This window comes from Synechococcus sp. H60.2 (genome assembly GCF_047462315.1).
In the GTDB taxonomy this organism is placed as follows: Bacteria; Cyanobacteriota; Cyanobacteriia; order Thermostichales; family Thermostichaceae; genus Thermostichus.
On record NZ_JANSIZ010000011.1, the window covers coordinates 1 to 20,642 of the forward strand.

Genomic DNA, 20,642 nt, shown 5'->3' on the forward strand with positions numbered 1-20,642 from the left:
CCGCCTCGTGAGTCTTGGATGCTTCAGCTCTACTTCAGAGACCCGGTACACGGGATCGATGAAGCAACTGGGGCAGAAGAAGAGACAAAAGCTCTGCTGCCAAGCGGGTGAGGAAACCCCACCCGCCTACGCGGTGGGGTAGTTCATGGCTGGAGGAAGTTGACCAACTTTTGCAGGCGCTCCCAGGCGGCACCGCTGGCAAGGATCTCCCGCGCTTGGGCAATTCCGGCTCTCAAGTCAGCCACAGCTCCCGCCACCTGGAGCACCAGCGCCGCATTGAGGGCCACTGCATCCCGCTGGGCAAGATCGCCGCCTCCCTGGAGAACGCGGCTGAGGATAGCGGCATTTTCCATCAAGTCCCCCCCCTGGAGAGCTTGGACGGAGGCGGGCGTGAGGTCGTAATCCCGGGGGTTCAAGACTTCTGTGCGCAGGGATCCCTGGGAGAGAACGGCCAAGTCCGTGGGCTGAGCAAGGCCAGCTTCGTCAAGGCCTTCCCGGCTATGGAGTACGATGGCTGCTTCCCGCCCCAGTAGGCGCAGGGCTTCGGCCATCACCGGCACCAGCTCCGGCGCATAAACCCCGATGACCTGTCGGTTGGGGTAGAGGGGATTGACCAGGGGCCCCAAGAGATTAAAGACAGTGCGAACTTTAAGGGCGCGGCGGTAGGGGATTACTGCCCGCATAGCCGGGTGCCAGTGGGGGGCAAAGAGAAAGGTGATGCCCACTTCTGCCACCGCCGCCCGCACCCGCTCCGGCTCGGCGTTCAAGTTCACCCCCAGCGCCTCCAGCACGTCCGCCGAGCCGACCTTGCCAGAAGCAGAGCGGTTGCCGTGCTTCACGACTGGGATCCCGGCAGCGCTGACCACGAAGGCCACGGCGGTGGAAATGTTAAACGTGCCGGCCCCATCTCCCCCGGTGCCGCAGGTATCCAGCAGGAGGGGCAGATCCAGGGGGGATCCCAGAGAAGCTCGCTGCAGCACCCGCGCCATGCCGGCCAGCTCGCCAGCGCTGACCCCCTTAGCTTGCAAGGCCGCCAAAATCGCTCCCGACACCACATCCGGCACTTGGTTGTGCAACCAGCCGTTCATAAGCTGCTCCGCCTGGGCCTCGCTGAGGGATTGCCGCTCCAGCAGTTGGCCCAAGAGCTGGGGCCAAAGGTCAGCCGTTTCCGTCATGGGTCGGGATCCGGGTTTTTAGCAAGCTCTCATCCTAGCATAGGCCTGCCGGGGCTCTTTCGGCCAAAGCGGCTAGAGATCGCGCAGCCAAGGGATCCGAGACAGGGGCAGCCGCCGCCAGATCCCTTCGCTCCCTGCGGGATCCAGCAAACGCCAGGCCAGCAACCCTGCTGCCGAGAAGAAAGCCAAAGCCAACAGCAGCGCCAGCGAGTTTTGCACACTTTTGGAGGCGAATCCAACCGGAGATCGGCGTTGAACAGCTTGGGATCCCTTCTGGGCGGGGGAGGGTGGTTTTGCAGAAGTTGGGGAGGGACGCAACGGAGTAGCGGGAATGGGAGGCCCTGGCAGCCGCTTCCAAGCCATAACCACGGCCTGGGGGCGCTGGCGCTGGCGTATCCACCGGTTGAGCTCGGCCAGAGAGATAGCACAGAGGTTGGCAAGGCCCAGCTCCTGCACTCGCTCGACCAAGGGCCGGTCGTTGCTCACCACCACCACCAGGGATCCCGGCTGCTGTTGAGCCAGGGCATAGGCGCACTCGGCAATGGCCTGCTCCAGGCGGACTCGCAGCGACTGCTTGCCGGTGTTGGCTTCGCCCACCAAGGCGCGGGCTTCTGAGACGGCAAATCCCAAACTCGGCCAGTGGCGCAAGAAGGCGCGCGCTGTCGATTCTTCTGCGGGAACGATAGCCTGTCGGGTCAGGCGTTCTAGCTCCGCCATCACCGCCTGGGGCAGCACACACACCCCAAAACGGGCCCATTCCTGCCATAGAGCCGGGCGACCGGCCAGGATCGCAAGACTGTCGAAAACGAGCAACGGCGAGATTTCGGCCATAGGGGGCGCCAGCAGCGGGCTCACCCTCAATTGTGCCGCTTCTCCGAGAACTTGGGGAGGCGGGATCCCTCGGCCAGGCAGAGGCGGATGGCCAGCGGGTAGAGGCGGTGTTCCTGGGCCTGGATGCGCCGGTAAAGGGATTCCACCGTATCTTCCGGCAGAACCGGTACGGCTGCTTGCGCCACGATGGGGCCGCTATCCATTTCCAACGTAACCCGGTGGACGGTACAGCCGGTGATTTTCACGCCGTACTCCAGCGCCTGCTCCACGGCCCGCAGGCCCTTGAAGCTGGGCAAGAGGCTGGGGTGGAGGTTTAAAACCCGCTCCGGGTAGGCGGACAGCAACACCTGGGTCACCAAGCGCATCCAGCCGGCCATAATCACCCACTCCACCTGATGCTCCTGGAGCACTTGCAAGATGGCCATGTCCAGCGCCTCCCGGCTGGAATAGTGCCGATGGTTGAGCAGAATACAAGGGATCCCTCTTCGCTGCGCCCGCTGCCGCACGTAGGCGTCTGGATTGTTGGTGATCACGACGGCAATTTGCGCCCGTAGCTCGCCGGCATCGATGGCTTGGGCGATGGCCTCGAAGTTGCTGCCGTTACCGGAGGCCAAGATGCCCAGGATCCCCGGCTGGGGCGGAGCCGGGATCTCGCCGGGGTCTGGCCAGAGTAGGTTAGGCAGATCCATACGAACAACTCGAGGGAAAGTCCGCAGCCCCGCTATTTTAGACCCAGCCGACGCGAGAGATGCGCCAAGAAATGCTGCGATGGGACAGGGGATCCCCAATGGGTGGGGGGATTTTCTGGAGTTTCTGCAAAGATAGGCCAAGCCAATTCCAGGAACTGGGCCTGGATCTTTCGCAGGCTGGTCTAGATTGGGAAGGCATTGACCTTGGTCTGAGAGCATGGCTCCCTTGGGAAAGCGACAGCGGCGATTTTGGCTTTTTGGCCTGATCGTCCTTCTGGTCGGATGGATGGGATCCCTGACGCAAGCGCAGCAGGGCCTCACCCAGGCCCAGTTGGAGCAGGCCCAATACGTGCGCAGTTGCGGCACTTGCCATGTGGCGCTGCCCGCTCAGGTGTTACCCACCGAAACCTGGCGACGGCTGCTACAGGATCCCGGCCACTACGGCCAGCAGATCCAGCCCTTGACCGGCGTGGCTTTACAACTGGCTTGGGGCTATTTGCGGCCTAATTCCCGTCCCCTGCGCCAAGGGGAACCGGTGCCCTATCGCCTGGCTGAGTCTCGCTACTTCCGCGCTTTGCACCCGCAAGTGGACTTTCCTACGCCAGTGCGAGTAAGCAGCTGCGTGGATTGTCACCCCAAGGTCGAGGCGGGGGATTTCGCCAGCCTCTCGCCGGAATGGCAATCTTGAGGGAGGCCCATGGACATAGGCGCTATTCTGGCCGGATATGCCCAGGGCTACTTCCTGATGGCAGACGAAGAAACGGGATCCCTGGCCTGGTATGGCACTGAGCAGCACGCACTAATCCCTTTGGACGAGCGGTTTCACTGTCCCCGTTCGCTGCGGCCTTTGCTGCGCAGCGGTTGCTTTCAGGTGCGGATTAACCGTGCTTTTGAGCAGGTGGTGGAGGGCTGCGCTGCTCGTCCGAAAACCTGGATTAGCCCGCAGTTAAAGCAGATCTACCTTGCCCTGCACCGGGCGGGGTTTGCCCACAGCTTTGAGACCTGGCAGGGAGACACCTTAGCAGGGGGGATCCTGGGCATTGCTTTGGGGGCAGCCTTTATCGGCGAATCCATGTTTTACCGCATTCCCAACGCTTCGAAGGTGGCGCTGGTCAAGCTGGTGGAACACCTGCGGGCGCGGGGCTTTCGTCTCTTCGATGCCCAGTTGATGAGCCCGCACCTGGCTCGCTTTGGGGCTTTTCTCATGGACGGACGGGATTACCAGGAGCTGTTGCAGCAGTGCCTGCGGATCCCTTGCCACTTTGACTGAGCCAGGGCTCTGGGAGGCAGGGGGGGTATTTATCAACAACATGGGCGGATTGAGCTAGGTTAAAGGTAGTGCTCAGCTTTTGTTCCGGCCATCCCGATGTCACAGCCCTCTCCTGTCAGCTCCACCTCCGTTGAGGAGGGATCCTCGCCTCAGGTGAGCTATACCCGCCTGGCCATGCGCAACATGGTACGTAAAGGCAAAACCTCTCTCCTGCACTTCACCCTGACAACAGCAGGGTTGCTGGCAGTGTTGGTAGGGCTAGCCTACCTGTTTCACTGAGTTTACTACCTTTGATGTTCCCTCCTAAACTTTTCCCAAGTGTTAGGAAGGTAAAGAACAGGCAGCGAGGGATCCCGGTTTCGTCGGCGGCAACCTCTGCTGCAGACTTCATCTTTGGCCCTTGGGACTTTGGCCTATGCAAACTTCGCTAGATCGCACCTCCACCCGCTCTGGCATTCGCTTACTGTTGTTTGCTCAGGGTCGAGCCAATATCGAGGAACTGGCGGAGCAATTGCGTCGGCACATCCAGGGGCTGCCCGGCCAGTATCCTGCCCATCTGAAGGTGGTACCGCTGGAGGAGCACCCCTACCTAGCAGAGCACTACAAGTTAGTGGTGACGCCAGCCTTGGTGAAAGCGGAGCCTCTGCCGGCTCAGGTCTTGGCAGGCGAAGATCTGGCGACGCAGTTGGAAGTGTGGTGGCCCCGCTGGCAGGGTCAGGCGGCTTTGGTTTCCCACCAGGAAGAGGCGGGTCAAGATCCTGCTCCTCCCCCAACGACCGAGGCGTTGTTGCAAATGTCGGAAGAAGTGTTTTCGCTGCGCCAGGAGCGCGCCCAACTGCGGGAGCAGTTGGACTTCAAAGACCGCGTTCTGGCCATGCTGGTTCACGATTTGCGCAGCCCCCTGACGGCTACAGCCCTGGCGGTCGAAACCCTACAGCAAGGGCGAGAGGGATCCCTGGACAAGGCGGTGGAGCGGCAGTTGTTCGAGCATGCCCGCCAGCAATTGCGCAAGATGGACAGCATGATCACCGACATTCTTGAGTCGGCCCGTGGCAGTGCCTCGGAGCTGCGGATTCGAGCCGTGGAAACTCAGTTGGCCAGCCTATGCCAGCCAGTGATCGAGGAGCTACTGCCTCGCATCCAAGCCAAGCAATTGCAGTTTCAAGCCGATATTCCGGTGGATCTGCCCACAGTTCACGTGGATCCCGACAAGATCCGCCAGGTTATTTTCAACCTGTTGGACAATGCCATCAAGTACACTCCCGCCGGGGGAGCCATCCGCCTCAACATCCTCCACCGCACCAGCCAAAAGGTACAGGTGACCGTCAGCGACACCGGCCCTGGGATCCCAGAAGCCGACCAAGAGAACATCTTCTCCGATGCGGTGCGCCTATCCCGCGACCAACAGCAGGAAGGCTATGGCATCGGCCTTTCCCTTTGCCGTCGCATTGTGCGTGCCCACTATGGCCAGATTTGGGTGGAATCGATCCTGGGCAAGGGCAGCAGTTTTCATTTCACCTTGCCGGTGTATCGACTCTGCGGTCGCTAGCAAAGCTTTGGCCCTCGCTTTTCCCTGTTTCTCCCGAGAGCATGATCGGCCAGAACCAGTGGGGGCGCATCAGGATCACGGTGTCGATGACGTGAATGATGCCGTTGTCGGCTTCGATATCCGCCTGGATAACGGTGGCATTGTTCACTTCAAACACATCCCCTTCGATAAACAGATCGATGGGGGATCCCTCCACGGAGCCTACACTTCGATACTTAGCCAGATCCGCCTTTTTCAGGCGACCGGGCACCACGTGGTAACACAAGATGCGCGTCAGTTGGGGGATGTTTTGCACCAGGGTGGTAAGGGTGGCGGGGGGCAACTTGGCGAAAGCTGCATCCGTGGGGGCGAAAACCGTAAAGGGGCCGGGGCCTTTCAGAGTATCCACCAAGTTTGCCGCTTTCACGGCTGTAACTAGGGTGGAGAAACCCTCAGCAGAAACGGCAATATCGACAATATCAGGCATGGCCGAGATCCTTATTTTCTGAAAGTTGGGATGATAGGAAAGCCAAAGAAACAGGCAGTTGCAGAGCTACCTAGCCTGAACACAATCGAGAAGGGGAAGGGTCAATGCCTGGCACTTGAAGTCGGCTAGCGATAGTTCTGATCCTGAATGTAGGCCAGGCGGGCTGCTTCTCGGATCCCGTATTCTGGTCGGGTGAAGCGATTGAGTTGTCCCTCAAAATAACGGCGGTTCATCATCAAATGCCGCGGATTGGGATCGTCCAAAGGATAGAGAAAAGCTGCCCTCCCCGCCTGGATCACGGCTGAGGTAACGTTGTACATGGAGCGCTGGAAGCTGATCCCAAGCTGGATCAGCATGTCATCTTCACCGCGGCAATGCTTGCGGTAATACTCCACCAAATACTGGGGCAAAAAGTGGTACATATCCTGGTGCAAAAGCGTCGGCGGGATCCCAGCAGTGGCCACCGGAAACTTGTCGGCATAGAGGATCCCGTAGTGGAAGTCCAACTGGTTGGTGGGAACTTCGTTGGCCTGGGCGTTGTAGGACTTGGTGCCGCGGAAGGGAGAGGTGCGATAGAACACGGCCTCTACGTAGGGGAAAGCCGCCTCGTAGAGCCAGGTAAATCCCTTGGACTTGGGCACAATATCGTACCATTCTCCGCGAATGCGCACCCGGTGGTAGATGGGCCGCCCGGCAATGGCGAAGATCCCGTTGACCAAAAAGTTCATTGCCTCCGGCACGCTGGTGATTTTGCCCTCGTCGTAGAGATCGCTCATCTCAAAAAAGACGGGGGCCATCACCTCCCAAAACAGGCCCAGCACCGAATACATGGTGGCCTGGCGGCAGAGTTCCAGAAACATGTCTGGAAAGAGCTTGTACAGGCCGGTCAAGAGAGGATTACCCTGACAGTAGGCGCGGATGGCGCGGTCGGCATTTTGTTTGTATTCCTCGGAATCCATATAGGGATCCAACAGGCCCCCCATATCCCGGTGCCAGAGCATGGCCCGCATACATTCTTCGGCAAATTCCATGTTGATGCGGTCATGCCAGAGGTGATGCAAAATCCGCGGCAGCTTGCGCTTGAGCTCCCCTTTTTCCATGAACTCCAGAAGTTCCGGGTGGGCCGTGGCGGGGCCGCGCCAAATGCGCAAATCGGCATTATCTCCCGCGTAGTGATTGGCCAGCTTTAGGTATTCTTCGGGAATGATGTACTTAAAAAAGGGCAAGGGATCCACAAACACCTGCTCGGCAATGTAGAGCAGATCCCGCCAGTAGAAGTCCATCGGCACCGCATAGGCTTTGTAAAGGCCGATAATTTGCATCAGGTTTTCCGGCGTATCCGGCAGCATGGATCCCCCTGCCTCGAGGCGGTGGACTACATCCGCAAAAGGGTGGGTAGAAGGGGGAAGCTTGCGGGTTGTGAGGGTTGTCGTCATGGAAGAAGTCTCCAACTCTTCAAAAGCTCTGGATCCTTGAGGCTATGCGTCGAGATCTCAATTCGGTCTTGGACGCTTCCTGGAAGTTCTCCGATTGCTTTGATCGCCTCCCGAGAAGGTGACCTAGGGAGAATGGGCAAAGTCACCGGCTGAGGCCAGGATGAGGGTTTGGGCCTGAGCCACCTGGGTGGATAGAGTAAACGCCAACGGTTGCGGCCATTTCACCAGGTTCATAGGCTGGATCCCAAACCAGACGATCAAGGCAGTTAAGATAAAGCCCGGGATCCGCTCCCAACCTTGCACCCGCGGGTAGTAGGCGGTGCGGTTGTCCAATTTGCCGAAGCAGGTGCGGTTGAGCAGGATTACAAAATACACCGCCGTCAAGCCGGTGCCGCAGATGCTGATTAAGGTGGGCAAGGGAAAATCTTGGTAGCTGCCCTGGAAGATCAAAAACTCCGCCACAAAGCCCACCAAGCCCGGGATCCCGGCGCTGGCCATGCCGCCCAAAATCAGCAGGGCACTCACGGTGGGCAGGCCGCGCAGGGGATTGAGCAGGCCGTTGAGCACGTCCAGATCCCGCGTTCCCACCTTGCGCTCCACCAGGCCCACCAGATCAAACAGCAGCGCCAAAATCAGGCCGTGGGAGATCATCTGCACCATCGCCCCCGTCAGGCTAATCGGTGTGGCCGCCGCCATGCCCAGCAGGATATAGCCCATATGGCCAATGGAGCTGTAGGCCACCATGCGCTTGATGTCTTTTTGGGCGATGGCCGCCAAAGCCCCCGACAGCACAGCAATGGCCCCCCACCAGGCCAGGATCTCGCCCAGATCGGCCCAAGCTTGGGGAAACAACTGCAGCCCAAAGCGAAACAGACCATAGGTGCCCAACTTGGAGAGCACCCCACCCAGCAGGATCGCCACCGGCGGCGAAGACTCGCCGTAGGCGTCGGGCAGCCAGGTGTGGAGAGGCACCAACGGCATCTTGATGCCAAAAGCCACAATCAACGCCAAGAGTGTCAGGGTTTGGGCAGCAGGGCCCAGAGAGCTAATGCGAATCTCGGCCAGCTCAAAGGTATGGGGATCCCCTAGCCAGTAGATGGCCAAAAACGCCCCCAACAGGAAGATGGCAGAGACAGCGGTGTAAATCAAAAACTTGATGGCGGCGTAATCCCGCTTGGGGCTGCCCCAGATGGAAATAAGCAGGTAAATCGGGATCAGCACCAGCTCGTAAAAGAGGAAAAACAAGAGCAGGTTCTGAGCGGCAAAAGCCCCGTTGACCGACCCGCTCATGAGCAAAATGCAGCCGTAAAAGAGATTGGGCCGCTTCACTTCCGGCTCCGCCGTCAGAATGGCGATGAGGGTGAGCAGCCCGTTCAGGGCCACCATCAACAAAGACAGCCCATCCAAGCCCAGGGAGTAGCTCAGCCCAATTGGCGGGATCCAATCCCACCGCTGCTCCCACTGCAAGCCGGTCGCCTGCAAGTCGAAGCGGGTAAATAGGAGCAGGGAGATGGCCAGCGGGATCGCGGCCAAGACCACCGCCAGCTTTCGCCCTCCCAAGCCCAGGAACAGGAGCAGGGATCCCAAGATCGGCAACACAATCAAGGCACTCAGCATGGTTTCTACCCCCTCGATCTACCCAAGCCTAGAAAACCACCAACCCAGCAAGGCCACCCCCACCACAATGGTCAGCACATAGGCCTGCAACTGGCCGGAGGTGGTGTATTTCAGGACTTGGCCGCCTGCCAGCACCACCAAGCTGGTCAAATTCACCAAGCCGTCCACCACGTAGCGATCAAAGAGAGCCGTGACATCAGAGATGATGCGCACCAAAAACACCACACTGGCTCGATAGAGCTTGGGAGTGTAGAAGTCGTTGGCCAGCAGGTCCTGCCAGTCAGCCAAGAAAGCCCAGTCCACCGGCCGCCGCTCCCGCGGTAGGTACAGCCAGGCTCCCAAGGCGATGCCCGCCAAGCTGGATCCCGTCATCACTCCAACGGGGATCCCTTCTAGGGTGGGAATGAGATCCAGCGCCGCCAGGATTATAGGCATGTGCAGCGCCACTCCCATGGTGACTGTGCTGGGCAACATCATTGGCCAATGCACCTCTGGGGAACGCTCGCTCATCTGCTGTGGCTTACCCCCCCAAACCAGGCCGAAGACCCGCGTCAGCCCCAGCGCCGTCACCGCATTGGTAACCAGCACCACTGCCGCCCACAGCACCTGCCCCGATTGCGCCAACTGCTGCCACAAATCTGTCAACACCCAGAAGGAGCCAAAAGGCGGCAGAGCCACCATGCCGGCCATCCCCGTCAAAAAGCACAGGCCGGAGATGGGCCGCCGCGACCACAAGCCCCCCAGGTAGCGCAGATCCTGGGTAATGCTGTTCCAGATCACCATACCCAGCGCCATCACCAGCAAGGCCATCGCCGGCGCATAGGTAAGCAGCAGTTGGTAGGCCTGTTGGGTGTGTCCTGTGCCCACTGCTACAAAGATCAAGCCCATGTAGGCGCTCACCAGATAGGACAAGGCCCGCTTGGCATCAATTTGGGCCAGAGCCACGAAGGCTCCCCCCACCGCTGTCAGCCCCCCGATCACCAGCATCACTCGCAACACCGTTGGAGAAAGAGCATAGAGCGGCTGCAGCCGAATCAACACCCAAGCTCCCGTGCCCACCACCACCGAGTTGCGCAAGATCGAGGCCGGGATCGGCCCCTCCATCGCCTCATCCAGCCACAGGTGCAGCGGGAACTGGGCACACTTGCCCACTGGGCCGGCCAACAACCCCAGCCCTGCCAAAGTGATCAAGGTCGGATCTACAGAGATAGCTCCTGCCTGCACCGACTTTGCCCAAGCCGTCAAGTCCTCAAACTCCCAGGATCCCGTCAGAGGGTAGATGGCGATGACCCCCATCAAGAGCAACAGGTCGCCAATGCGCTTGGTCAGAAAAGCATCCCGCGCCCCTGTTACCACCAGCGATTGGTTAAACCAAAAGCCCACCAACAGGTAGGTGCCCAAGGTCAGGATTTCGAGGATGACGTAGCTAAAAAACAGGGAGTCGCACAAGGCCAGAGCGCACATCCCCCCCTCAAACAGGCCCAGCAAGGAGAAAAACCGCGCCCAGCCCCAGTCCATTTCCATGTAGCCAAACCCATAGATCTGGGCCACCAGGTTTAGCGCTGTCACCACGGCGCAGGCCCCCAGCGTTAGCGATGAGGCCTGTAGCGGCAGCTCCAATACCAGATCCCCCACCTGCAGCCAGGGCAGCCGAATCACTTGCGCCGGCTGATCCCAAATTGCCACCAGCGCCCCCACACTGTGCAAAAACGCCACCAAGGTCAGCAGCGCATTGAGATAGCCCGCTGGTCGGGGGCCGGTGCGCCGGGTAATCCCAGGGGACCAAATCAACGCCCCCAGCCATGCCACTAGCGCATAGAGGGGAATTAACCACGCGGTTCTGACCAGCCCGTCCAAACTCATACTCCTCCTTAGGGCCAGGGAGCCTGCCTGACCCCATCGCTAGCTGAGATCCTGTAAAAAATCTTCAAAGGCATCCTAGCGGCAAACCAGGATAGACAAAAATCGAATTTTCCGATGAAGGCTATAGACTCCAGTCTATCTGGGAAAGCAGAAACCTTCTCTCAGGCAACCCAGGCAGGAACCGTTGCCAGAGGGCTCCGGGTGCAGGGCGCCTCGGCCAAGTTACAGCTTGGCGCAAAAAGTAGAGGGATCCCCTTTTCCTCTGGGGATCCCTGCTGAGCTTTGCATGTCATCGTCGATTGACACTCCCCCGACTTTAGTCGGGGGATTCTTACACAGTCGACAGACAGACTCGCAAAAGCACTGTTAAGACGCCCCTAGACAGTTCCTTGAAACCCAGTCTCAAGGTTCCGCTTACTTGTTGACTGACAGCACTGTCCGGATCCTTCACCGGGGTGGGTTTTTGCTTAGAATTGGGGCATTGGCGAGCGACTCAAGTCGCTCAAGGACTACGTCCCGCTAACGCGAACGGGCTTTTCTGCCCCGTACTACTCGCATCAGCGGCGCGGAGCGCTTATGTGTGAGCCTTGGTTCCTCAGCAGGAGGTAAGACTTGCCTTCGTGGGCCTAGGTCAGCTTTCCGACTTACTGGAAGTCTGCACGTATAAGATCACCAGGAAGATTGAGGGCACCAGGATAACCAGAATGGTGGCCAGGAGGCCTAGGTAGTTTGTCTCCATAGCTGCACACGCCGCAAACCCAACTGGCAGCTAGCATACCATCCTCAAGTCCGCCTTGCCCAAAGGGAAAGCTAGGCTCAAGGCTTAGTCCTTACCGAGACATCCCCCAATACCCTGGTCTGGCAGGCGAGACGATAGGTATCGGGTTTGCGCTTGAGCTTGCGATTTTCTGCCTCGGTGCGAGGAGAGAGGTTCTCGGCTCCCTCGACGATCTCCACCACACAGGTGCCACACTGGCCGTTGCCGCCGCAGTTGAGCAGCTTGGCCATCATCTTGTAGAGGTCAATCTGGTTCTCCAGCGCCTTCAAGCGCAGGTTAGCGCCTTCCGCGACGACAATCTCCCTATTTTCGTTGACAAAGCGAATCGTTGCCATATCCTCGCCCAAACCACGACACCTTTTAGACTGAGCCAGGAAAGCTCCAGAGTTTGCTAAGTATTGTTACAGTTTAAGTCATATTTTTAATCTTTGGCGAGAGATCTGGGAAGATGATGGCAAGTAAGAGGGCATCCCGCCTGAAGCCGCTCAGGTCAGTTGCGTTTCGTTATACTGTTTGATGCCTGTGATGAAAATTCTGAGAGCGATATCCTCACTGGGTGCGCTCTTGGGTTAGGTGGGTGCGGCACCCCTCGACACTGAAGAGACTCCTTAGGTCAGGATCCCAGGTGAAGATGTCGGCTTCAGGTTTTTGACTGGATATCGCGCAAGTGTTGGAGAACGTGGAGGATCGAGTTTTATGGGACTACCGTGGTACCGGGTCCACACCGTTGTATTGAATGACCCAGGCCGCCTGATCGCGGTACACCTGATGCACACCGCCCTGGTGGCAGGTTGGGCCGGATCGATGGCGCTGTATGAAACGGCCATTTTCGATCCATCGGATCCTGTCCTGAATCCGATGTGGCGTCAGGGCATGTTCGTCATGCCGTTTATGGTGCGGCTGGGGGTGGTTAACTCCTGGGGCGGCTGGAATATCTACGGCGAGAGCGTGGCCAATCCCGGCTTCTGGACGTTTGAGGGGGTAGCCACTGCTCACATTGTTTTGTCTGGGTTGCTCTTTTTGGCCGCCTGCTGGCACTGGGTGTACTGGGATCTGGAGCTATTCCGGGATCCCCGTACCGGCGAGCCAGCTTTGGACTTGCCGAAAATTTTTGGGATCCACCTGCTCTTGGCCGGGATCCTTTGTTTCGGCTTTGGGGCTTTTCACCTGACGGGAGTGTTTGGCCCAGGGATGTGGGTAAGCGATCCCTATGCGACGACAGGGCACGTCCAGCCAGTAGCACCCGAATGGGGGCCAGCCGGGTTTAACCCCTACAATGCCGGCGGGGTGGTGGCCCACCACATTGCCGCAGGCATCGTGGGCATTATTGCCGGCTTGTTCCACATCACGGTACGTCCGCCCCAGCGCCTCTACAAGGCCTTGCGCATGGGGAACATCGAGACGGTGCTGTCCAGCTCGATTGCGGCCGTGTTTTTTGCCGGCTTTGTGGTGGCCGGCACGATGTGGTACGGCAGTGCCACGACTCCTGTGGAGCTGTTTGGCCCCACCCGCTACCAGTGGGACTCCGGCTATTTCAACCAGGAAATTAACCGGCGCGTCAATGCCGCTATGGAAGCTGGGATGACCCGCAGCGAGGCCTACAATTCTCTGCCCAAGTCCCTGCTCTTCTACGATTACGTGGGTAACAGCCCGGCCAAGGGTGGTCTCTTCCGGGCCGGTCCCATGAACAAGGGAGACGGCATTGCCATCGAGTGGCTAGGCTACCCCGTCTTCCGGGATCGTGAAGGTCGGGAGCTGACGGTGCAACGCATGCCCAACTTCTTCGAGACGTTCCCCGTCATCCTGCGGGATGCCGATGGTGTGGTGCGGGCAGACATTCCCTTCCGCCGCGCCGAGTCGCGCTACAGCTTTGAGCAGGTGGGCGTGACGGTGGAGTTCTACGGCGGCAAGCTGGACGGTCAGGTGTTCACTGACCCGCCAACGGTTAAGAAGTACGCCCGTATGGCCCAGTTGGGTCAGCTCTTCGAGTTCGACCGAGAAACGCCCAAAGCCGACGGCACCTTCCACACCAGCCCCCGCGGTTGGTTTACCTTCGCCCATGCGGTCTTTGCCCTGCTGTTCTTCTTCGGCCACATTTGGCACGGCGCCCGTACTCTCTTCCGAGATGTGTTCGCCGGTATTGACCCGAACATGAGCGAGGAAATGGTGGAATTCGGCGTCTTCCAGAAAGTGGGGGATCCCACCACTCGCAAGGTGCAAGAAGCGTAAGGCTTTCTCGCGGGATGACCGTCGGCACTCTGTTTCTCTTGGGAGATGGGGTGCTGACGGTTCCGAGCTAATCTGGAGTCAAGCCCCCTTAGAATTTTGATTTGGAGGTTGGTATGGAAGCCATCACCTACACCTTTATTCTGTTTTTGACCTTGGGCCTTCTGTTTTTTGCCGTTGCCTTTCGCGAAACTCCTAGGATTCAGAAGAAGTAACCTGAGCTAGGGGCTGCTGTCGGCTTGCCGAGGGCGTTAGCGGGTCGAGGCGGCCCGAAGAGACGGCAGTTGTACCGCGGACAAGGCCGGAAAAATCCCCGGCCTTGTTTTGTTTTCAGATAGCGCTCGGTTCCAGGCTGGTAGAGTATCCCCCAGGCAACCCAGCAAAGCTGTTTTCAAAACGGTAGCTGTCCTCTCCTGCTGGCAGAGGGGGTAGCTGCTGGTGCTGCTTTATTGAGATTGCTATCAGTATCTTAGAGGGGGAGCCCTTGTCCCACTGCTCAAATAGGATCGCTAGAATTGCTTCGCGACGGTTTCCAGAACTATGGGGATTGCCGGGGCTTGAGTTCGCAACTAAGCCAACTTTAGGTTAGCGATGGCAACAGTGCTGCTGGTGGAAGACGATCCAATTAACGCCCGCGTTTTCGACAAAGTGTTGCGGCGGCGAGGCGGGTTTGAGGTCTTTCACAGCCAGGATGTGGAGGAAATCCTACGGCTGGCGCAGGCGCGCGAGGTGGACGTGATTTTGCTGGATGTCTCCCTCTCTCAAAGCACCTTTCGTGGCGAGGCAGTGGACGGGATCCGCATTGCCCAACTGTTAAAGGGGGATCCCCGAACAAGCTCCATCCCCATCCTCTTGGTAACGGCCCACGCCATGCGCGGCGACCGCGAGGCCTTCCTGGCCCAGAGTGGGGCCGATGGCTATATTGCTAAGCCAGTAGTGGATCACGAGGAGATGGTCAACCAAGTGCGCCAGGTGTTGGCTCAGGCCCAGCAGTCTTAGTCAACTGGCAAGACTGGTTACGATGGACTGCCAAAAAGGGATCCCGTCCTGCCCTGGCAAATCGGGATCTGCTGCCCGCTCCGGGTGAGGCATCAAGCCAAGGATGCGACCGCTGGGATCGCAAATGCCAGCGATGTTATCCACCGAGCCATTGGGGGCGACCGGGGCATAGCGAAAGACGATCTGCCCCCGATCCTGGAGCTGCTTGAGGGTATCGCCATCGCAGACGTAGCGGCCTTCTCCATGGGCAATGGGCAGGGTCAGAGTGGCTCCGCGAGGGTAAGCCCTTGTCCAGGGCAGATCTTGCCGCTCCACGCGGATCCCTACCCGGTCGCAGATAAAGTGCAGGTTGGTGTTGCGCAGCAGCGCCCCCGGCAGCAGCCCTGCCTCTGTCAGGATCTGAAAGCCGTTGCAAATGCCCAAGACATAGCCCCCGCGGGCTACGTGCTCGGCCAGGGATCCCATTACCGGCGCAAAACGGGCCAGCGCCCCGGCTCGCAGATAATCCCCGTAGCTGAAGCCGCCCGGCAGCACCACCACATCCAGCCCTGACAAATCGGTTTCCCGGTGCCAGATCAGCCGCGTCGGACAGCCTAAGAGGCTTCGGGTTACCCAGGCCACGTCGCGGTCACAATTGGAGCCGGGGAAAACGACAATGCCAAACCTTACCTTGGTCATGGGGATCCCTTGCTGTCAACAAAAAGGTGGCGAGGGTTAGGGCAACTCGTGGGAGGCTGGATCCCTCGAATCAACCTTCTACAGGCTCCACTTGGATTTGATAGGTCTCAATTACCGGATTGGCCAGCAGTTGCTCGCACAGCTCGCTGACTTGGCGTTGAGCGGTTTCGGTGTCGGGGGCCTCTAGCCGCAGTTGGATGTGTTTGCCAATGCGCACCCCCTGCACCTGGGTGTGCCCCAACTGGTGCAAGCTAGCCTGGAGAGCCGCCCCGGCAGGGTCGAGCACAGAGGGGCGCAGGTGGATCTGGATCTGGGCCTGGAACTGCATAGAATAAAGGCTGGATCTGCTCCAAGTGTACAGCCGAGTCGTCACTTCCTTTGGACGAGGTCTATGGATGCGGCGCGCCTTGTGGCCATTGCCCGAAATGTTTTCCGAGAAACGATTCGGGATCGGATTCTCTATCTGGTGATGGTGTTTGCGGTGGTCATGCTGGGAGCCATCGTTTTGATCCCCCAGGTAGCTAACCAGGCTCACAACAAGATCATCGCCGATCTGGGTCTGGCCGCCATCCACTTCCTGTCACTGGTGGTGGCCATTTTCGTCGGCACCGGGCTGGTGAATAAAGAGATCGAGAGGCGCACGGTCTACGTACTGATTGCCAAGCCCATGAGCCGGGCGGAGTTCATCGTCGGCAAGCATCTGGGCCTGTCGGCTTTGCTGTCGGTGCTGCTAGTAATGATGACGGCCGTCTTTTTGCTGAGCCTGCTGGTGGTGCAGGCCCCTATTTCCCCCTGGGCTGTTCTCTGGGCAACCGTCTTCACCTTTCTGGAGCTGGTGCTGATTGTGGCGGCAGCGCTGCTGTTTGGAGTTTTTACCTCTCCGATTTTGGCCACCCTCTACACAATTGCCCTCTTCATCATGGGCCACGCCAGCCGCGCCCTGCTGCAGTTAAGCAAGCTGGTGGAAGATGCAGGTTTTGGCAAGGTGTTCGAGGTCATCTACTTGGTCTTGCCGGATCTGGAGCGCTTCAATCTAAGAGATGCTACCGTCTACGGCCAAATTCCCCCGCCCACCCAGCTCCTCGGTGATGCGCTCTACGGCCTGATCTACACCGTCTTGCTGCTCATTTTAACAGTGCTGGTGTTTGCCCGGCGTGAGTTCTAATAAGCTCTCGGTGGAGCTCTAGTTAAACCTTTTTTGCTCCCTCTCTCATGCGATTTTTCCACTTCCATACCCCTGAGCAAGTCCCGCCGTCAGGGATCCCAGCCTGTGCGGTAGCCATCGATGTCCTGCGGGCCACCACCACCATCGCCACAGCCCTGGCTGCAGGCGCAGAAGCAGTACAGGTGTTTGCCCACTTGCAACAGCTTCAGGAAGCAAGCCAGAACTGGCCGGCTGGCAAGCGGCTTTTGGCCGGGGAACGGGGGGGCAAAGCAGTGGCAGGGTTCGATCTGGGCAACTCCCCCCGCGAATACACCCCCGAGCGTGTGCGGGACAAGCGCATCTTCATGAGCACCACCAACGGCACCCGCACCCTTCAGCGCTTGGAAGGGATCCCGGTGGTGATCACAGCGGCCCTGGTGAACGTGGGAGCGGTGGTGGAGTTTCTCAGGCGAGGAGCTTTTGCCGAGGTGTGGCTGGTGGGATCCGGCTGGGAAGGGGCTTTTGCTTTGGAAGACACCGCCTGTGCCGGGGCGATTTTGCATCGCCTGGGCTGCTCGTGGGAGCAGTTGGGCAACGATGAGGCAGTAGCCGCCCTGGCCCTCTACCAAACCTGGCAGGACGACCTGTTGGGCCTGTTGCGGCGCTCCAGCCATGGGCAGCGGCTATTGGCAATTAGTCCCGAAAACGACAGCGATCTGGCCTATTGTGCCGCCTTAGACCAGCTCTTGGTGGTGCCCCGGCAGGTTCAGCCCGGCGTTTTGGCCCTTGCTGGCTAGCTGGCCTGGGGTGTCTCAGCAGCAACAGCCAAAGCCTTCTGCTGCAGCCACTCCTGCCATTCTCCCGGGATCAACTTGCTGTGAAACGCATCTCCGGAGATAAACACATCCCGCTGGTTTTGGGCCAAAACGAAAATGGAGCGGCGGTCGAAATGGGAGGTGAGCTTGTAGAGGGTGTAGGGGCCTTCGGAGTAGAGGGTTAAAGTTTCCTGATCTAGGCCGTGGCGACTGCTTTGGCCGTGGGCCCGTAAGATCATGTTGATCAGTTGCTCGTAGTACATACAACCTTCCCGAATGAATAGAATACACCCCTGGGCAAGACTTCAACAGCCAAGGCGGCTGCCAAGGCCCGGGCGGCTCGCGTGAGCCCAGCATAACAAATCCCGCTCTGTGGCTAGGCAACACTGACCCCCATAGAGCAGGCGGGTTCAACCAATGCGGCGGCAAATGGGATCAACAAATGCGATAAATAATAAGGCAAGCCGTCAATTTTGTTCAGGCAGCCCCCATGGCCACTACGGCGCCTCGTTCTCTTCCTCCCACCGATCCCGTCTGCGTCGCCATTGTCGGGGCCTCCGGGTATGGAGGGGTGCAGTTGGTGCGGCTGCTCAGCGAACACCCCGGCGTGCAGATTACCTACCTGGCTGGTCAAGACAGCGCCGGCAAACGCTACGGGGATCTCTACCCCCATCTAGCCCAGGCGGTGGACTTGACCATTCAGCCAGTGGATGTGGAGGCCATCGCCGCTAGCAGCGACGTTGTCTTTTTATCTCTGCCCAACGGACTGGCCGCAGACCTAGCGCCGCCTTTGCTGGCCAAGGGGTGCAAAGTCCTAGATCTCTCGGCGGACTACCGCTTTCGCAACCTGGCCACCTACCAATCCTGGTATCGCCTGGGGCAGACGGATCCCAATTGGCCCAGCCCTGCCTACCGCCAGGCCAACGAGCAGGCGGTTTACGGGCTGCCGGAACTCTACCGGGAGGCTATTGCCCAAGCCCAACTGGTAGCCTGCCCCGGCTGCTACCCCACGGCCTCCCTCCTGGCGGTTGCCCCTCTGTTGCGGCAGGGGTTGGTGGAGCTGGACAGCCTGATTTTCGATGCCAAGTCCGGCGTCTCCGGGGCGGGCCGCACCCCCAAGCTGGGATCCCTCTTTGCCGAGGTGGACAGCTCGCTGGGTGCCTATGGCGTGGCCCAACACCGGCACACGCCCGAGATCGAGCAGGCCTGCTCCGACCTCACCCACACCCCCATCACTGTGCAATTTACGCCCCACCTGGTGCCAATGGTGCGGGGCATCCACGTGACCTTGTACGCCAACCTGCGGGATCCTGGTCTCGTGGGCGAGGATCTCATCACCATTTACAACGCCTTCTACCGCCAATCCCCCTGGGTCAAGGTGCTGCCCCGCGGCGTTTACCCGCAAACCAAGTGGGTGGCTGGCACCAACACCTGCATGATTGGGGTGGAGGTGGATACTCGCACCAACCGGGTGATTGTTCTGTCGGTCATCGACAACCTAATGAAAGGGCAAGCCGGGCAAGCGGTGCAATGCCTCAACCTGATGATGGGGTGGCCGGAAACCTTGGGCCTGCCGCGGCTTGCCTTTTACCCCTAGCTATAATGCCGGTAATTCCCCTGAGGTGCCCATGCCTGAGTTTTCGGATCCCGTCTTCTCCCCCAATCTCGATCCCAGCGCTGCCCCATCTGCTGCACCGGCGAACTCTCCACCTTCGTGGGCCAGAGCTGGGGATCTGAACTGGGAGGAGCTGTGGCGGCAACTGGAAGCAGGCTGGCAGGAGCTGCCCCGACGCTCTGAAGAAACGGTGCAGCAGACCCTAGCTCGTTTGCAACTGGAGTGGGGGGGCTTGTGCCGCGAGGCAAGGGATCGGCTACAGGCAACTCTGGACAAAGCCAGAGCCACAACCTCTCCAGAGCCCCTCCAGCGAGAACTGCAAGCGCTTTTGCCTCTGCTCAACCCCAGCCAATGGGAGGTGGTCATCGGCTCTCTGGAACGGGCTGCCGACCGAGCCTGGGTGGCCAGCCTGCTCTATCAGGGCCTGCAGGAGCAGACCCATCCCAGGGCAGAAACCAACGGCATCCCTTCCTGGGCGGAGGGGTTGACTGCTGAGCAGCGCTCCGCCCTGGTGGCAATGAGCCTGCGGGCCTATGGCAACAGCCGCCTACCTTTGGTCATGGACAAAAGCGGCGAGATCCAAGTGAAAGCTTCAGCCGCCCTCTTGGCCGCCCTCATTGCCATCGAGATCGGCAGCGTGGGATCCGCAGGCGCCCTCTCCTTGCTGGGTACACCAGAGTTGCGCAAGCTCTTGAATGCCGAGGGCAAGCTGCGGCGCAGCATCTTAAAACAGGGGCGAACTGCCCTCACCGAAGAGGAATGGCAAACCCTGCGCCAGTGGCTGGATCCCAAGGGATCCCCGCCCGACTGGTACCTCTCCCTCACCCAAGTGGGGATCCAAACCACGCAGGTGGGGGAGTATCTGGCGCGGCGGCTGCGGGAGTTTTTCCAGAGCGAGTGGATCAAGCTGGTGATCCCCCCGCTGTACCACTTGGTTATCGATGCAGTGCGGCTGTTGACGGGAGAAGTGTTTCTCAGCGTGGGCACCACCCTAGAAGCGGCTTTGGAGTCAGCAGAAGCCGAACGACGACTGGAATTGCTGCTGCAAGCTTTGCCCCAGGCCCGGCACATTCCCAGTCCTGAGCGCATCCAAGCTGCCCTTCCCGCCGTCGTAGAGGCTGCTGAGACAACCCTCAGGCCACTGCTGGGGCGCCAGTTGATGACGGTGGCCGACATCTTCGATCCGCCCCTTCGCAACGAAAGCCTCAACGAATTGGGGCGGCAACTCAACCTCTGGAATCCCTTGCAGTTTTTGCTCACCTGGGGCACGGCTGGCTGGCTGGGCGCTCTGCTAGATGAGATCAAGGAATTGCAGCAAACCTACCCGGAAATGCCCCTCTGGGAAAGCTATCGCCAGGGGGTTGAGACGGCAGTGCAAGCGCCGCGAGTGATGGATCAGGCGGAAGCCTTGCGCCTTACCGCCAAGAGCTTGGATCCCAAGATAGAACCCTCGGACGACTGACTCACCGCAGGCGTACCCTACCCTCTTAG

The 20,642-nt window shown here is 59.5% G+C and carries 23 protein-coding genes; 11 read left to right on the plus strand and 12 right to left on the minus strand.

Annotated elements, in window-relative coordinates:
• Positions 1 to 143: 143 nt before the first annotated feature.
• The 3 genes from trpD to purN all read right to left on the minus strand — a co-directional run bounded on the left by trpD (position 144) and on the right by purN (position 2,695).
• Positions 144 to 1,175 (minus strand): anthranilate phosphoribosyltransferase, encoded by a 1,032-nt coding sequence (gene trpD, locus NW845_RS02930; protein WP_414376752.1) that lies wholly within the window; start codon positions 1,173 to 1,175, stop codon positions 144 to 146.
• A gap of 72 nt (positions 1,176 to 1,247) precedes the next feature.
• Positions 1,248 to 2,006, minus strand: a complete 759-nt coding sequence (locus NW845_RS02935) for a PIN domain-containing protein (protein ID WP_414376754.1) — start codon at positions 2,004 to 2,006, stop codon at positions 1,248 to 1,250.
• A gap of 26 nt (positions 2,007 to 2,032) precedes the next feature.
• Positions 2,033 to 2,695 (minus strand): phosphoribosylglycinamide formyltransferase, encoded by a 663-nt coding sequence (gene purN, locus NW845_RS02940; RefSeq protein ID WP_414364091.1) that lies wholly within the window; start codon positions 2,693 to 2,695, stop codon positions 2,033 to 2,035.
• A gap of 217 nt (positions 2,696 to 2,912) precedes the next feature.
• Here purN and NW845_RS02945 point away from each other — a divergent pair, with 217 nt between their 5' ends.
• From NW845_RS02945 to NW845_RS02960, 4 genes are all read left to right on the plus strand, one after another.
• The gene (locus tag NW845_RS02945; RefSeq protein WP_414364092.1) at positions 2,913 to 3,383 is read left to right on the plus strand and encodes a hypothetical protein; all 471 of its coding nucleotides are present in this window, start codon (positions 2,913 to 2,915) and stop codon (positions 3,381 to 3,383) included.
• A 9-nt stretch (positions 3,384 to 3,392) separates the two neighbouring features.
• Positions 3,393 to 3,965: a leucyl/phenylalanyl-tRNA--protein transferase gene (gene aat, locus NW845_RS02950; protein ID WP_414364093.1), complete on the plus strand. Its 573-nt coding sequence runs from the start codon at positions 3,393 to 3,395 to the stop codon at positions 3,963 to 3,965.
• 96 nt (positions 3,966 to 4,061) lie between these two features.
• Entirely contained in the window at positions 4,062 to 4,244 is a 183-nt protein-coding gene (locus tag NW845_RS02955; RefSeq protein WP_414364094.1) for a DUF3285 domain-containing protein, read from the plus strand.
• A 136-nt stretch (positions 4,245 to 4,380) separates the two neighbouring features.
• On the plus strand, positions 4,381 to 5,514 hold the full coding sequence (locus tag NW845_RS02960; RefSeq protein ID WP_414376756.1) for a histidine kinase: 1,134 nt from the start codon (positions 4,381 to 4,383) through the stop codon (positions 5,512 to 5,514).
• On the opposite strand, the gene NW845_RS02965 is transcribed toward NW845_RS02960, so the two are convergent.
• From NW845_RS02965 to NW845_RS02990, 6 genes are all read right to left on the minus strand, one after another.
• Entirely contained in the window at positions 5,480 to 5,980 is a 501-nt protein-coding gene (locus NW845_RS02965; protein ID WP_414376757.1) for a fasciclin domain-containing protein, read from the minus strand. The two genes, NW845_RS02960 and NW845_RS02965, sit on opposite strands and share 35 nt — an antisense overlap.
• Before the next feature lie 125 nt (positions 5,981 to 6,105).
• Positions 6,106 to 7,416, minus strand: coding sequence for a CO2 hydration protein (locus tag NW845_RS02970; RefSeq protein WP_414364097.1), 1,311 nt, complete (start codon positions 7,414 to 7,416; stop codon positions 6,106 to 6,108).
• Positions 7,417 to 7,539: 123 nt separating this feature from the next.
• Positions 7,540 to 9,033 carry an NADH-quinone oxidoreductase subunit M gene (locus tag NW845_RS02975; protein WP_414376759.1) on the minus strand — a complete coding sequence of 498 codons (1,494 nt, stop codon included), beginning with the start codon at positions 9,031 to 9,033 and terminating at the stop codon, positions 7,540 to 7,542.
• A gap of 18 nt (positions 9,034 to 9,051) precedes the next feature.
• A complete protein-coding gene (locus tag NW845_RS02980) occupies positions 9,052 to 10,896 on the minus strand; it encodes an NAD(P)H-quinone oxidoreductase subunit F (protein WP_414364099.1) in 1,845 nt (614 codons plus the stop codon).
• A 631-nt stretch (positions 10,897 to 11,527) separates the two neighbouring features.
• Positions 11,528 to 11,635 carry a photosystem II reaction center protein PsbM gene (gene psbM / locus NW845_RS02985; RefSeq protein WP_011429539.1) on the minus strand — a complete coding sequence of 36 codons (108 nt, stop codon included), beginning with the start codon at positions 11,633 to 11,635 and terminating at the stop codon, positions 11,528 to 11,530.
• Positions 11,636 to 11,712: 77 nt separating this feature from the next.
• Positions 11,713 to 12,009: a 2Fe-2S iron-sulfur cluster-binding protein gene (locus NW845_RS02990; protein WP_414364100.1), complete on the minus strand. Its 297-nt coding sequence runs from the start codon at positions 12,007 to 12,009 to the stop codon at positions 11,713 to 11,715.
• A 361-nt stretch (positions 12,010 to 12,370) separates the two neighbouring features.
• Between NW845_RS02990 and psbB the strand changes: the two genes are divergently transcribed.
• The 3 genes from psbB (at position 12,371) to NW845_RS03005 (ending at position 14,899) form a co-directional block, all read left to right on the plus strand.
• Positions 12,371 to 13,903: a photosystem II chlorophyll-binding protein CP47 gene (gene psbB, locus NW845_RS02995; protein ID WP_414364101.1), complete on the plus strand. Its 1,533-nt coding sequence runs from the start codon at positions 12,371 to 12,373 to the stop codon at positions 13,901 to 13,903.
• Positions 13,904 to 14,016: 113 nt separating this feature from the next.
• Positions 14,017 to 14,115, plus strand: a complete 99-nt coding sequence (locus NW845_RS03000; protein ID WP_011429542.1) for a photosystem II reaction center protein T — start codon at positions 14,017 to 14,019, stop codon at positions 14,113 to 14,115.
• A gap of 376 nt (positions 14,116 to 14,491) precedes the next feature.
• The gene (locus tag NW845_RS03005; protein ID WP_414364102.1) at positions 14,492 to 14,899 is read left to right on the plus strand and encodes a response regulator; all 408 of its coding nucleotides are present in this window, start codon (positions 14,492 to 14,494) and stop codon (positions 14,897 to 14,899) included.
• Here NW845_RS03005 and purQ read toward each other — a convergent pair whose 3' ends face one another.
• Both purQ and purS read right to left on the minus strand, forming a co-directional pair.
• Complete coding sequence (gene purQ, locus NW845_RS03010; RefSeq protein ID WP_414376761.1) at positions 14,900 to 15,577, minus strand: phosphoribosylformylglycinamidine synthase subunit PurQ; 678 nt, start codon at positions 15,575 to 15,577, stop codon at positions 14,900 to 14,902.
• Between the two features lie 70 nt (positions 15,578 to 15,647).
• The gene (gene purS / locus NW845_RS03015) at positions 15,648 to 15,905 is read right to left on the minus strand and encodes a phosphoribosylformylglycinamidine synthase subunit PurS (protein WP_414364104.1); all 258 of its coding nucleotides are present in this window, start codon (positions 15,903 to 15,905) and stop codon (positions 15,648 to 15,650) included.
• 63 nt (positions 15,906 to 15,968) lie between these two features.
• On the opposite strand from purS, the gene NW845_RS03020 reads away from it, so the two are divergent.
• Both NW845_RS03020 and NW845_RS03025 read left to right on the plus strand, forming a co-directional pair.
• Positions 15,969 to 16,742, plus strand: coding sequence for an ABC transporter permease (locus NW845_RS03020; protein WP_414364105.1), 774 nt, complete (start codon positions 15,969 to 15,971; stop codon positions 16,740 to 16,742).
• Positions 16,743 to 16,789: 47 nt separating this feature from the next.
• Positions 16,790 to 17,518: a 2-phosphosulfolactate phosphatase family protein gene (locus NW845_RS03025; protein ID WP_414371396.1), complete on the plus strand. Its 729-nt coding sequence runs from the start codon at positions 16,790 to 16,792 to the stop codon at positions 17,516 to 17,518.
• On the opposite strand, the gene NW845_RS03030 is transcribed toward NW845_RS03025, so the two are convergent.
• Positions 17,515 to 17,799: a hypothetical protein gene (locus NW845_RS03030; protein WP_414364107.1), complete on the minus strand. Its 285-nt coding sequence runs from the start codon at positions 17,797 to 17,799 to the stop codon at positions 17,515 to 17,517. The two genes, NW845_RS03025 and NW845_RS03030, sit on opposite strands and share 4 nt — an antisense overlap.
• Before the next feature lie 227 nt (positions 17,800 to 18,026).
• Here NW845_RS03030 and argC point away from each other — a divergent pair, with 227 nt between their 5' ends.
• Both argC and NW845_RS03040 read left to right on the plus strand, forming a co-directional pair.
• Positions 18,027 to 19,133, plus strand: coding sequence for an N-acetyl-gamma-glutamyl-phosphate reductase (gene argC, locus NW845_RS03035; RefSeq protein WP_414364108.1), 1,107 nt, complete (start codon positions 18,027 to 18,029; stop codon positions 19,131 to 19,133).
• Positions 19,134 to 19,164: 31 nt separating this feature from the next.
• On the plus strand, positions 19,165 to 20,613 hold the full coding sequence (locus NW845_RS03040) for a hypothetical protein (RefSeq protein ID WP_414364109.1): 1,449 nt from the start codon (positions 19,165 to 19,167) through the stop codon (positions 20,611 to 20,613).
• Positions 20,614 to 20,642 lie beyond the last annotated feature (29 nt).

Excerpts from the sequence above, each read along its gene's own strand:
- trpD (WP_414376752.1), bottom strand. The coding sequence starts at position 1,175 with ATGACGGAAACGGCTGACCTTTGGCCCCAGCTCTTGGGCCAACTGCTG.
- NW845_RS02935 (WP_414376754.1), bottom strand. The coding sequence starts at position 2,006 with ATGGCCGAAATCTCGCCGTTGCTCGTTTTCGACAGTCTTGCGATCCTG.
- purN (WP_414364091.1), bottom strand. The coding sequence starts at position 2,695 with ATGGATCTGCCTAACCTACTCTGGCCAGACCCCGGCGAGATCCCGGCT.
- NW845_RS02945 (WP_414364092.1), top strand. The coding sequence starts at position 2,913 with ATGGCTCCCTTGGGAAAGCGACAGCGGCGATTTTGGCTTTTTGGCCTG.
- aat (WP_414364093.1), top strand. The coding sequence starts at position 3,393 with ATGGACATAGGCGCTATTCTGGCCGGATATGCCCAGGGCTACTTCCTG.
- NW845_RS02955 (WP_414364094.1), top strand. The coding sequence starts at position 4,062 with ATGTCACAGCCCTCTCCTGTCAGCTCCACCTCCGTTGAGGAGGGATCC.
- NW845_RS02960 (WP_414376756.1), top strand. The coding sequence starts at position 4,381 with ATGCAAACTTCGCTAGATCGCACCTCCACCCGCTCTGGCATTCGCTTA.
- NW845_RS02965 (WP_414376757.1), bottom strand. The coding sequence starts at position 5,980 with ATGCCTGATATTGTCGATATTGCCGTTTCTGCTGAGGGTTTCTCCACC.
- NW845_RS02970 (WP_414364097.1), bottom strand. The coding sequence starts at position 7,416 with ATGACGACAACCCTCACAACCCGCAAGCTTCCCCCTTCTACCCACCCT.
- NW845_RS02975 (WP_414376759.1), bottom strand. The coding sequence starts at position 9,033 with ATGCTGAGTGCCTTGATTGTGTTGCCGATCTTGGGATCCCTGCTCCTG.
- NW845_RS02980 (WP_414364099.1), bottom strand. The coding sequence starts at position 10,896 with ATGAGTTTGGACGGGCTGGTCAGAACCGCGTGGTTAATTCCCCTCTAT.
- psbM (WP_011429539.1), bottom strand. The coding sequence starts at position 11,635 with ATGGAGACAAACTACCTAGGCCTCCTGGCCACCATTCTGGTTATCCTG.
- NW845_RS02990 (WP_414364100.1), bottom strand. The coding sequence starts at position 12,009 with ATGGCAACGATTCGCTTTGTCAACGAAAATAGGGAGATTGTCGTCGCG.
- psbB (WP_414364101.1), top strand. The coding sequence starts at position 12,371 with ATGGGACTACCGTGGTACCGGGTCCACACCGTTGTATTGAATGACCCA.
- NW845_RS03000 (WP_011429542.1), top strand. The coding sequence starts at position 14,017 with ATGGAAGCCATCACCTACACCTTTATTCTGTTTTTGACCTTGGGCCTT.
- NW845_RS03005 (WP_414364102.1), top strand. The coding sequence starts at position 14,492 with ATGGCAACAGTGCTGCTGGTGGAAGACGATCCAATTAACGCCCGCGTT.
- purQ (WP_414376761.1), bottom strand. The coding sequence starts at position 15,577 with ATGACCAAGGTAAGGTTTGGCATTGTCGTTTTCCCCGGCTCCAATTGT.
- purS (WP_414364104.1), bottom strand. The coding sequence starts at position 15,905 with ATGCAGTTCCAGGCCCAGATCCAGATCCACCTGCGCCCCTCTGTGCTC.
- NW845_RS03020 (WP_414364105.1), top strand. The coding sequence starts at position 15,969 with ATGGATGCGGCGCGCCTTGTGGCCATTGCCCGAAATGTTTTCCGAGAA.
- NW845_RS03025 (WP_414371396.1), top strand. The coding sequence starts at position 16,790 with ATGCGATTTTTCCACTTCCATACCCCTGAGCAAGTCCCGCCGTCAGGG.
- NW845_RS03030 (WP_414364107.1), bottom strand. The coding sequence starts at position 17,799 with ATGTACTACGAGCAACTGATCAACATGATCTTACGGGCCCACGGCCAA.
- argC (WP_414364108.1), top strand. The coding sequence starts at position 18,027 with ATGGCCACTACGGCGCCTCGTTCTCTTCCTCCCACCGATCCCGTCTGC.
- NW845_RS03040 (WP_414364109.1), top strand. The coding sequence starts at position 19,165 with ATGCCTGAGTTTTCGGATCCCGTCTTCTCCCCCAATCTCGATCCCAGC.